The sequence below is a fragment of the Psychromonas sp. L1A2 genome (genome assembly GCF_009828855.1).
Taxonomy (GTDB): Bacteria; Pseudomonadota; Gammaproteobacteria; order Enterobacterales; family Psychromonadaceae; genus Psychromonas.
Genome location: NZ_WUAG01000001.1, coordinates 798,608 through 810,740, shown reverse-complemented (window position 1 = coordinate 810,740; position 12,133 = coordinate 798,608). Strand labels below are relative to the sequence as shown.

Genomic DNA, 12,133 nt, shown 5'->3' with positions numbered 1-12,133 from the left:
TAATGCCTCTCTCTAACTATTTTACAAGGGCACAATCCACTGAGTAAATTAATTTTTTCTATCTAAAGCAGCTAAAAAACAACTTACTTTGTGTGGTCGAGCAACCAAGAAACTAAGATGGGTAATGATAAGTTGTTAGATGTTTTTGAACTTGCCAAATAATAACCTTTACCTGATTTCACCTGTAACGGGTGAGGCATAACTAACGCACCGGATGCCACATCTAACGAGGCTAATACGACATCACCAATGCTAATACCAAAACCTTGTTTGGCAGCACTCACGGCAACATCTAAAGTCGCAAAATGTTGATTATGTTTTGAAGTTAATGAAGTACTACCGGCATCGGCTAACCATAAAGACCAATCACTTTGCTGCGGTGTTGAATGTAACCACGGCATATTTTTCATTGCTGTAATACTGAGCTGATTTTTTCCTTCTGATAATAATGACGGTGCACATACGGGTGTTAATACCTCCTCAAATAATAACTCACTGATTAAGCTTTTATCTTTTATTTCTGTGCAATAGCAAATAGCGGCATCAAAGGACTCTGAGGAAAAATTAGTATCATGTTTAATGGAAGATGTCAGCGCGACTGTAATGTCGGGATAGGCTTGTTGAAAGGCCATTATTTTTGGTAATAACCAAGTCGTAATACAACTAGGTGCTTTTAACTTAATGAGGGGTTTTATCGTTGAGACTTGCTCGACAGCGCTTTTCATTTGTTGAAGTACTTGTTTTATTAAAGGCAAAAAGTGTTGCCCTTTCTCGGTTAAACTTAATCCTCTCGCATGTCGATGAAATAAAGTGATATCGAGCTTTTTTTCTAACGATATAATTTGTCGACTAACCGCTCCTTGTGTCACGTTCAAGACTTGTGCTGCAGATGTAAATTTCAGTTTCTCCGCAGTGACAATAAATGCCTGCATTTCTTTAGTGGAAGGTAAACGATTATTCATTATTGTCTCATACTGACTTTTGCAAATAGAGCGAACAGGTTAACCTCGATTCCAAATAAACAAATAGATCCAGAAATGAGATTAGTTATGCTTCTCAATACATAACTAGCTATGATTTTTATTCATAGCTAGTATACCTATTTTTCGTTTCACCTTTCAATGAAGATTTGTTTAAATCGAACCAACAAAAATATGAATAATTATTCGACTTTAAAGCGTAAATATTCAATATTTTTATAACGGTGTATTTTACTTAAATTGGAAGTTGGTTAATGCAATCATTAGCATCAAAATTAGTCCCTAGCGCAGTACAAAAACTTATTCCTTATCAATCGGCCCGTCGTCTCGGCGGCAATGGTCATTTATGGTTGAATGCGAATGAACTTGAAACCTGTAATCAATACGGTGACTTAAGCCAAGGTAGCAATGATCACTATAACCGTTACCCTGACTTTTTACCTCATGATACGGCACAAGCTTATCTCAACTACTGCCAACAACAATCAGGGAAATTAGATTGTGAAATAGTCGCAGTGCGCGGTGCAGATGAAGCCATTGATTTATTGATTCGTACTTTCTGTAGTCCAGGTAACGATCAAATTATTATATGTCCCCCTACTTATGGCATGTATGAGTTCTGTGCAGATTCATTTTCTGTAAAAACCTGTAAAGTACCGTTGTTAGCAGACTTTCAACTTGATGTAGAAAACATTAAACAACAACTACCCAGCAGCACCTTATTATTTTTATGTTCACCGAATAACCCAACGGGCAATAGCATTAATGAAACTGATATTATTGATCTGCTAGAAGCCAGTAAGAATTCTACGTTAGTGGTAATTGATGAAGCTTATATTGAATTTTCAAAACATAGCAGTGCATTACATTTAATGCATAAATATCCGCACCTTATTGTAATACGTACATTATCGAAGGCTTTTGGTTTAGCTGCTATACGTTGTGGTTTTTTATTAGCAGATACGAGTGTCATGTCTTATATAAACCGCCTAATTGCACCTTACCCAATTGCAGATCCGACGGCAGAAATTGCGCTAAAAGCATTGTCTCAAAATGGACTACACCTTATGCAACAACAAACAAGTCAACTCATACAAGTACGTGAATGGTTTAAAGGTCAGCTGATGTTATTAGATTCTGTTCAGCATGTATTTGGTAGTGAAACCAACTTTGTTTTGATTCGATTTAATAATAATTTAAACAGTTATCAATACCTTATTGAACAAGGCATTGTAACGCGAAATCAAATCCATGAGCCTGCCTTAAATGATTGTATTCGTATTACGATTGGATCTAAAGAAAGCATGCTTGAAACCTTAAACGCGCTAAAAAATTTAAATTAGCCATTGATAAAAATTTACAATTAACTATATATCTAAAAGGAACTTACGATGAAATCGTTAAAAATAGCAGTACTATTATCATCAACATTGCTGTCATCAATATTTATTACCCCATTACAAGCAGCAGAATCAAAGACAGTTCGTTTATCTTCTGATTTTACTTACCCACCCTTTAATTACAAAAACTCAGATGGCAAACCTGTCGGTTTTGACATAGAAATTGCGGATGCGTTATGTGCTCAAGCAGCATTAAAATGTGAATGGGTCACACTTGCATGGGACGGTTTAATCCCGGGGTTATTATCAAGAAAATCAGATGTGATCATGGCTTCTATGCGTATTACAGAAGAACGTCAAAAACGCGTACTGTTTACTGATAAATACTATCAAACACCTGCTAGCTTTGTAGCAGCTAAAACAGCAACCTTTACCATTGATAAAGCAGGTTTGAAAGGCAAAGTGATTGGCGTTCAAGTTGGTACAATACATGATAATTATGTAACCGATGTGTACGGTGACGTTGCGGAAATTAAACGTTATACAGGACAAGATCAAGTTTACATTGATTTAGAAAATGGCCGTTTAGATGCAGCATTCGCTAACTCAGATCAGTTAGTGTTAGCTTTCTTACAAAAAGACAATGGCGCTAACTTTGCTTTAAAAGGCAAATTAGTAACAGACAAAGCTTATGTTGGTGAAGGCACTGCATTAGCATTACGCAAACAAGATAAAAAATTAACGGAAAAATTCAATGCAGCAATAGCTGAAATCCGTAAAAATGGGACTTACGATAAGATAGCATCAAAATACTTTAGCTTTGATATTTACGGCGAGTAGGTAGCTGGCTAGCTAAACAAACTGACTAAATAAAAAACTGACTGACCAAAACGGTAAGTCAGTTTTTATGGAGTATTTTACTTCAACAATACATTCATTTATTCAACGCTTTCATTTAGCATCTGATCTAAACAACTCTTTATTCGTTAACTTCTTAACTAGGGTCTGTTGATCTTTCGAGTTCGTTTTTACAGCAATTTGTTGGCTATTTATACAGAGCTGAGCTTATGTAATGTGGTTGTCCCACATAAATAAGCGAAACGCACTATAAATTGTCAACAAATACTGTTCTCAGGATTGTTATGCTCTTCGTTAGGCAAGATTTGCTTAGAATCACTAAGCTACACCTTACTAGCCCTGATCAAAACGTGCTAGATTGAACAAAATTCGAACGGCAAAGATCAACAGCCCCTAGCTAAATCAATTAGAAATGCAAACTCTCTCGCAATATCTTCAAAGTGCTTAAAGCGCCCTGACTTACCACCGTGCCCAGCTTCCATATCGGTATATAATAACAATTGATTATCATCAGTCTTTAATTCACGTAATTTAGCAACCCACTTAGCAGGCTCCCAATATTGAACCTGTGAATCATGTAGACCTGTTGTTACTAACATGTTTGGATAAGCTTGTTTTGACACTTGATCATACGGGCTATAGCTGAGTATATAATGATAATATTCTGGATCATTTGGGTTACCCCATTCATCGTATTCACCAGTAGTTAATGGAATAGTGTCATCTAACATAGTCGAGACTACATCTACAAACGGCACAGCCGCGACAACGCCACGATACAGTTCAGGTGCTTGATTAACAATTGCTCCCATTAATAAACCACCAGCACTTCCACCCATTGCAAAAACGTTATCTTTTGCGCCATAGTCTTTTTCGATTAACGCTTTTGAAACATCAACAAAGTCATTAAAGGTATTTTTCTTTTGCAGTAACTTACCTTGTTCATACCAATCTCGTCCAAGTTCTTCACCACCACGAACATGCGCGACGGCATAGACAAAACCACGGTCTAACAAACTTAAGTTAGCAGAACTAAAACCAATATCTAAACTATGTCCGTATGAACCATAGGCATAAACCAGCAATGGATTGTTATGATTAAATAAAGCACGCTTATAAACTAATGAAACAGGCACTTCCACGCCATCTCTAGCAGTTACCCAAACTCGTTCACTTTGGTAATCTTGGCTATCAAAATCGCCCATGACCTTGCTTTGTTTTAATAACGTTGTTTCACCGCTATCAAGGTCTAACTCATAGACACTTGAAGGTGTCGTAAATGAAGTATATTGGTAACGAAACTTAGTGCTATTTGACTGCGGATTATAATGACTAAACACAGTATAAACAGGATCATTAAAAGTCAGCTCTCGTGACTCACCCGTTTTAAAATGAATTTGGCGTAACACAGGTAAGCCTAATGAACGCTCTTCTACCACTAACCAATCATCCATTAGTTCATAACCTTCAAGCAGTACCTTTTCTCTTGCAGGGACTAATGTTTGCCATTCACTTGGTGCAACTACTTTAAACGTTTCGATATTAGATTCGAATGTATGTAACGCAAAGTTTTTACCGCTGTAGTTACTGCGAATAAAGAATTTATCTTGAAAATGATCAACGCTGTATTCGTGATCTCTTTGTCTTGGTAAAAAGCAGGTAAAGTTTTGTTGCGGTTGGTTTGCATCTAAAATCAGACACTCAGAGGTCATCGTACTATCAGCACAAATAACTAAATACTCTTCTGAACGTGTTTTATATAAATTAAGGTAGAAAGTATCATCTAATTCTTCATAAATAAGTTGATCATTACTCGGTGAGTCGCCTAATGTATGGCGATATACTTGGTAAGGTAGTAATGTTTGTTGATCTTGTTTGACATAAAATAGCGTCTTATTATCGTTCGCCCACACCACATCAGTGACATCTTCAATCGTTTCATCGAACAAGGTATTCGTCGCTAAGTCTTTAAAACGTAATGTGTATTGACGACGACTAACGGTATCTTCAGTAAACGCTAATAACATTGAATTGGGTGACAGGCTTAAATCACCTAATTGATAATAGGCAAAGCCTTCCGCTCGTTGATTACAATCAAAAAATATTTCTTCATCAGCTTCTTGAGAACCTTTGCGACGAGAATAAATACTGTAATCTTTACCTTCATCATAACGCGATGTGTACCAAAAACCTTTCTTAAAATAAGGCACAGACTCTAGCTCTGGTTCTTGTCTTGCCACCATTTCATCGTATAACGATTGCTGAAGTTCAGATAAAGGTGCCATCATCTGTTCAGTGTAAGTGTTCTCTTCTTCTAAATAGGCCAATACCTTTGGATCTTTTCTATCATCGTCTCGCAGCCAAAAATAGTTGTCTTCACGTTGGTGACCATGAGTTTCATGTACATGAAGTTGAATATCAGCAGTAGGCTTAACAATATCGACTTTATTGGTCATATTTTCTCTCTTTTAGGAAGTTCAGAACATTTAAATTTTATGCGGATAAGTGGATTGCTTACATTACTCTCAGAGAAGCAAAACGATGAGCAACAATACCGCGGACAAAGTATGAAAGCTACAAGATAAAGTATTAGCAAGATAAGTTAATAGATTTAGTGAAAAAGAATACGTGAAGAAATATGAAAAAACGTTTAATAGTGCAACATTACACTATTAAACGAAACGTTAATGGAAACTAAAAAGTAAAAATAAAGACTAAAATAGCATTTAAAGTAGCCAGCCATTTGCAACAGCAAGGTCTGTTTGTTGCACTACGTATTGCCATAGTTTAGGCGCCATTTTTTCTAAATAGTTATTACGAGTAAGTACTTGAGATTGGCTAATTTTATGTTTAGCCCAACTACCGCCTTGATTATTCATGTTTTGCACTAGCGGCAAAATTCTATCCATACCTTTAGCAAACTGTGCATCATTTGTTTTTGCTTCTTCAAACTCAAACCATAGCGCTTTATAGTATTCATGTTGAGCGGCTGGTAATAGACCAAATAAACGTTGGGCCGCTTTTTCTTCTTTTAAAGCTTGTTGCTCATGATCTTGTGACTCGGCAAAAGCAAATAAATCACCCGCGTCAATTTCAATAATATCGTGAATCAATAACATTTTAACGACGCGACTAATATCAATAGGTTGCTCTGCGTAATCTTGTAATAACTGTGCCGTTAATGTGATGTGCCAGCTATGCTCTGCACTATTCTCATATCTATCTTTATCTTCTTTAACGGTTGTTTGACGATAAACGGCTTTTAGTTTGTCGATTTCAATAATAAAAGCTAATTGTTGTTCTAAATCGGTCATGAATTTATTCCTTATGTTCAATACTTTTTAAAGCTTTATTCAACATTCTACATAATGCTTTTTAATAAACCTATTTTCATACATTCAATAAGTTACAAGGTTTTATTAAGCATAACGCTGTTAAACGAAAAGCGACACCAAAAAGAATCAGCTCATCATAGTGGTGATAGTAGCCATCGATTAATGCCCAGTAGAAGACGATTGTGTTGCTGTCTCTGCACTAGAAGTTTTTATGAAAGGCCCTTTGCTAAACCAAACAATGCCGATCAATACAAAAAATAAAATCCCTAACATATAAAAATAATCATTAAGCGACATCATATAAGATTGGGATGTCACCACGCTATTAACTGAGGCAAGATTTGTCTGCGTGGCCCCTCCCATTTTATCTAAATATTCCACTGCGCCAGGGTTATAAATACTGATATGTTCACTCAAGTTTGCATGGTGAAAATCTGCGCGGCGATTCCATATCCAAGTCGTTAACGAAGAAGCAAAACTAGATCCTAATACGCGTAAGAAAGTAGTTAAACCTGATGCATCAGCCACTTTATCGTGATGTAAATTAGATAAGAAAATAGTGGTCAATGGCATAAACATAAATGCGATACCAATCCCCATGAATAACTGTACTTCAGCAACGGAAGCAAAGTCGACAAAAGTATTAAAATTCGCACGAAGGAAACAAGAAATACCTATTACAACAAAAGAGATACTGGCCAAAATTCGCATATCCATTTTGTGCGCATATTTACCAATTAATGGCGCTAATATTAACGGTAATATCCCCATTGGTGCTGAAGCAAGTCCCGCCCAAATGGCCGTGTAGCCCATGTAGATTTGTAACCACTGCGGCAAAATAACATTGATAGCAAAAAAGGCTGCATAACTAAATACAAGTGCAATCGTGCCAAAAGTGTAATTGCGATCTTTAAACAGATATAGATTCACAATAGGATTTTTTTCAGTTAATTCCCAAATAACAAAGGAAATTAATGCAACCACAGAAATACAAGTCATGATCACTATCTGAGGTGACTCAAACCAATCCGCATTATTACCAAGATCCAATACTATTTGTAACAAACCAACGCCTAATACAAGCAAAGCGATACCAATAAAATCAATTGGCATCTTAGCTATCGTATCAATGCGTCCTTTCAATTGTTGCCATACAGCGACACAACAAAAAATACCAATAGGGATATTAATAAAAAATATCCAAGGCCAAGAATAATTATCAGTGATCCAACCACCCGTTATCGGTCCAACAATGGGCGCGACCACAGTGACCATTGAAATTAACGCTAATGCGGCACCTCGTTTTACAGAAGGAAAAATAGCTAACAACAAAGTCTGACACATTGGAAACATCGGCCCAGCAAAGAAACCTTGTAATGCCCGAAAGAAGATCAACTCAGGCATGCTGGTTGCGATACCGCATAAAAAAGAGGTTAAGGTAAATAATGAAACAGAAATAATAAACAGCCTTAGCTGCCCAATACGGCGGGAAAGCCAGCCTGTTAATGGCAATGCTATTGCATTACATACTGCAAATGACGTAATAATCCACGTACTTTGTTCAGAGCTGACGCCCAAGCTGCCGGCAATCGTTGGTAAAGCGACATTCGCAATCGTACTATCGAGTACTTGCATAAATGTCGCTAACGCTAAAGCAATAACCGCTAATGTTAAACTTGGCGGCTTATAGGTTTGATCCTGCATAACCGCCTCTAGTTTTCATCAGAAAGAGTAACACCGACATTATCGTGTAGGATCTTTGCCACTAACTTATCTGCTTCTTCTAATGATTTTTGATAAACATTAGTATCAAGACGCGCTTCTTGTTGAACATTTTGAGCTAGTACACTACCACTTGTATCTTCAATATCTACTGTAGCAACCATAGAAAGACCAATTCTTAATGGGTATTCTTTTTGATTATCTTCTTCTAGATGAATTTTAACGGGTAAACGTTGAACTATTTTGATCCAGTTGCCACTCGCATTTTGCGCAGGTAACAATGAAAATGCGCTTCCGGTACCAATACCAAGGCTTTCTATCTCACCTTTATACTCTACTTCATCCCCATAAAGGTCTGAAATTAAGATTACCTTTTGCCCGATACGCATATCTTTCATCTGGCTTTCTTTAAAATTCGCATCTACCCAAACATCATGCAACGGCACAATAACCATTAACTGGCTGCTTGGTTGTACTTGAGTCCCTAATTGCACAGCTCTTTTAGCAACATAACCACTCACTGGCGCAACTATGTCTGTTCGCGTATTATCAAGGTAGCTTTTACGCACACCTGCCACAGCCCACTTTATCGCAGGATGATTTTCTATTACCGTATTATCAACCAAGGCAAGCGTCATTTTAAAGGCTTCTTGAGATGCTAAATAAGCACTATTTGTTGTATCCACTAAATCTTGATAATGGGTTAAATCTTCTTTTGAAATGGCACCTGATTTAGCAATATTTTGACGACGTTTATAATCATTAACGGCTTGTCGATATGCAACTTTACTCGATTGCATTTTTGCTTTTGCATTATCTGCTGTCGCATATAAACTACGTACTTGTCGTACTGCAATGCCTAATTTAGCTTCGGCTTCCTGTAACGCTATTTGCGTATCACTTGAATCTAAAGTGACAATGACTTGGCCTTTCTCAACGTAGTCACCTTGATCAGGTAACACAGAGACAACGGTTCCGGAAATTTGTGGAGAGAGAACCACTAAATCACCATTTACATAAGCATCATCAGTTGCTTCTGAGTATTTTGCATAGACTTCATAATAGGCAAACCAGCCGACACCAATAACCACCAGCGTTATAAATAATATAATAAAAGAAGTTTTGCGTTTGCTTTTAGCAGTATTAGAAGCGGTGTTAGTTGTATTAGTAGCTGTATTTCCCATGATCGACTTACTCATCATATTATTTATAGGTTAGGATTAGATTGAACGTGAAGAAAGTTAAGGTAATAAACGCGTTAATAAAGCACTAAGCTGCTCTACTTCTTTAACAGAAAGATCGCCGACCAGCAGGGGCCCAACATCATTGTCCATGGTATCCATACATTGTTTTAATAAAGACTCACCTGTTGATGTTAAGTTTAATAACACACTGCGCTTATCTTCTGGATTAGGTTGTTTTTCTATCAACATTTTTTTAACCAAGCGCTCAACCATCCGCGTCATTGAGCCTGCGTTAATGCTCAGGTAATTACATATTTCAACAGGAGAATTCATATCGTAATAATGAATAGCCGCTAATACTTTAAATTGTGCGGATGACATCCCCAAAGGAGCGAGATATTGATTTAGTAACCGCTCTTTTTGAAGATGAGCTAAACCAATTAATTTTGCTAAGGGGATCCCTAATGACTCTGTATTTAAATTATGCATTATTTATCTCACTTACTTGCCTAGGCAACTAACAACAAAAAAGATATTACTGCCTAGGCAAGTAAGTTGTCAATTGATAAAAAGTTATATTGAAAAAACGACACATTCAACAATGAAGCAACAATGAAAAAATAAGCGTAAATACAATAAGAGGGATTTTTAGAGCATGTTTAAAGAGAGTCTATTCAGTTCACCGTTTGCTAAATTTTACATCTTGAATGGTAACAGGCTGATAATTTACCTTAATTTATCTAAAATAGAAGTAAGGTATCTCCATAATATTTTTGTTTGTAATAAACCTGATATTTGCAATAAGTCGATAAGAAGAGAGTAGTGTTATAAATTTAGAGCACTTACAAAAATACTCCTAAGACTTATAATCAAAGAAGTATTTTTATTTAGCTAATCTCTGTTTCTTAATAAATAAATGGCGCTGGATAAGCAAAGTGATAGGTCACCACAACTCATGCAAGTTCTTAAGATTGAAATGATTGTAAGCAGAAGAACAAGTATTCACTTTGACGTGACTCAATAGAGGTAACATTCATTGAAGGAAATGAGGTTAGATAACATTAACTAAATTTCTAACGCTAATTGCTGTAAGTAACTTTCTATAAATTGAGTGCGTTGCAGTGCAATCTTTTTACCTACTTCGGTATTCATAGAAGCAGCTAGTTTTAATAGCTTTTTATAGAAGTGGTCTATCGTAAACCTCTGATCATCCACTTCTCGATCTACCGCAAAAGCATCTTCAGGCGAGTACAAAGGTCGCTGTAGTTGGCTGCTAACTTGAATACAACGGGCAATACCAATCGCACCTAATGCATCTAACCTATCAGCATCCTGTACAATTTGAGCTTCAAGCGTATCTGCCATTAGCCCACCACTGACACTGTGTGCAGAAATGGCATGATGAATGGGCAATAAATACTGCTCTGGATAGTCAATACTGCGCAAAAAAATAATCGCCTTATCGGCCGCATGTAAAGAGCTTAATGAACGTAATGCATGGTTTTTAGGGTAACTCAAACAATCATGTAACCAAGCAGCAGGTAACACAACATTTAACTCGGCTTGCTCTTCAATAGCAATTTCAAAGGCTAGTTTTACAACTCGTTTAACATGTAATAGATCATGTGCTAAATCGGTTTTCATATTCGCTACAATAAATTCTTCACATTGCTGCTGATATTGACTAAACATTTGAAACCTTAATTTATGAGATTTACCATTATAACAGTAAGCTATTTTATGGATGAAAATAGCCAGAGTGACTTATAACAATCTGGCTTTGTATCACTACCACGTAACATACTCCCAGAGTTTGCACTGATCAAGTCCATCTAAAATAATTAGATATAAAAAAAGCCAGGTACATACCTAGCCAGTTTTTAATTTCACTTCAGCTCTAAAATATTAGCATATTATTTAGAGCTCTATTATGAAGATCTATTACAAAATAACATTGTAAAATACTGTTTTAAATGAAATTTAAAATTCAGCATTAAAGAACAGTAATAACATCTTCAGCAGGTAAACGTGCTTTTTGTAAGCCGTAGTTATAATCTTCGCCATCTTTATGGTAACCAATCGCTAATGCAACATCACAAACATAACCATCTAATTCATTTTTAAAGGTTTCACCGATTAATTCTGAATCGACTCCTTCCATAGGCGTTGAATCAATACCTAAACGAGCGAGAACATGTAAAGCATTACCAAATGCGATATAAGTTTGTAATTTTGTCCAATGACCATTGAAACCATTTTCATCTGTATTTGATTCAGCAAAACCATAAGCTCCATTTAACATGTCGTTATATCTTTCTGCAGGTAAATGACCAGAAGAAACTTCTACATCAACCACTTTTTTATAATCATCTTTAGTAAAATGAGGGTTATGAGCAAATAAAATGACATGTGATGCTTCTGTTGCATGGTGTTGGTTAAATTGATGTTTATTGGCAAAAGTACCACGGAAGCGTTCTTTTGCTTGATCACTTTCAAGTACAATAAATTTCCAAGGCTGAGCGTTAATAGACGAAGCAGATAAACGAATGGCTTCTTTAAGCACATCCATATCTTCTGCTGAAATACGTTTAGATGAATCATATTTTTTAGCGGTGTAACGACTGTTAAGATCTTTGATTATTTGATGAGACATGACTTTTCCAAATTTAAATTAATGATAAAGAATACTGCTTATGGAGAGATCATAAAGATAA

10 protein-coding genes are annotated in these 12,133 nt (G+C 36.3%); 2 read left to right on the top strand and 8 right to left on the bottom strand.

Going from position 1 to position 12,133, the window contains the following annotated elements; all coding sequences use genetic code 11:
* Positions 1-83 precede the first annotated feature (83 nt).
* Positions 84-962 carry a LysR substrate-binding domain-containing protein gene (locus GQR59_RS03590; protein WP_160060736.1) on the bottom strand — a complete coding sequence of 293 codons (879 nt, stop codon included), beginning with the start codon at positions 960-962 and terminating at the stop codon, positions 84-86.
* 272 nt (positions 963-1,234) lie between these two features.
* Between GQR59_RS03590 and hisC the strand changes: the two genes are divergently transcribed.
* Together hisC and GQR59_RS03580 are read left to right on the top strand one after the other, a co-directional pair.
* Positions 1,235-2,323 (top strand): histidinol-phosphate transaminase, encoded by a 1,089-nt coding sequence (gene hisC / locus GQR59_RS03585; RefSeq protein ID WP_160060735.1) that lies wholly within the window; start codon positions 1,235-1,237, stop codon positions 2,321-2,323.
* Positions 2,324-2,371: 48 nt separating this feature from the next.
* Entirely contained in the window at positions 2,372-3,160 is a 789-nt protein-coding gene (locus GQR59_RS03580; protein ID WP_160060734.1) for an ABC transporter substrate-binding protein, read from the top strand.
* A 401-nt stretch (positions 3,161-3,561) separates the two neighbouring features.
* Here GQR59_RS03580 and GQR59_RS03575 read toward each other — a convergent pair whose 3' ends face one another.
* The 7 genes from GQR59_RS03575 to GQR59_RS03545 form a co-directional block, all read right to left on the bottom strand.
* Positions 3,562-5,634, bottom strand: a complete 2,073-nt coding sequence (locus tag GQR59_RS03575; RefSeq protein ID WP_160060733.1) for a S9 family peptidase — start codon at positions 5,632-5,634, stop codon at positions 3,562-3,564.
* A 270-nt stretch (positions 5,635-5,904) separates the two neighbouring features.
* A complete protein-coding gene (locus GQR59_RS03570) occupies positions 5,905-6,492 on the bottom strand; it encodes an HD domain-containing protein (RefSeq protein WP_160060732.1) in 588 nt (195 codons plus the stop codon).
* A 180-nt stretch (positions 6,493-6,672) separates the two neighbouring features.
* Positions 6,673-8,217, bottom strand: a complete 1,545-nt coding sequence (locus GQR59_RS03565) for a DHA2 family efflux MFS transporter permease subunit (RefSeq protein ID WP_160060731.1) — start codon at positions 8,215-8,217, stop codon at positions 6,673-6,675.
* An 8-nt stretch (positions 8,218-8,225) separates the two neighbouring features.
* The gene (locus GQR59_RS03560) at positions 8,226-9,419 is read right to left on the bottom strand and encodes an efflux RND transporter periplasmic adaptor subunit (RefSeq protein WP_160060730.1); all 1,194 of its coding nucleotides are present in this window, start codon (positions 9,417-9,419) and stop codon (positions 8,226-8,228) included.
* A gap of 57 nt (positions 9,420-9,476) precedes the next feature.
* Positions 9,477-9,908 carry a MarR family transcriptional regulator gene (locus tag GQR59_RS03555; RefSeq protein ID WP_160060729.1) on the bottom strand — a complete coding sequence of 144 codons (432 nt, stop codon included), beginning with the start codon at positions 9,906-9,908 and terminating at the stop codon, positions 9,477-9,479.
* A gap of 576 nt (positions 9,909-10,484) precedes the next feature.
* A complete protein-coding gene (locus tag GQR59_RS03550) occupies positions 10,485-11,111 on the bottom strand; it encodes an HD domain-containing protein (protein WP_160060728.1) in 627 nt (208 codons plus the stop codon).
* Between the two features lie 301 nt (positions 11,112-11,412).
* Positions 11,413-12,072 carry a nitroreductase family protein gene (locus tag GQR59_RS03545; RefSeq protein ID WP_160060727.1) on the bottom strand — a complete coding sequence of 220 codons (660 nt, stop codon included), beginning with the start codon at positions 12,070-12,072 and terminating at the stop codon, positions 11,413-11,415.
* Between the last annotated feature and the right edge of the window lie 61 nt (positions 12,073-12,133).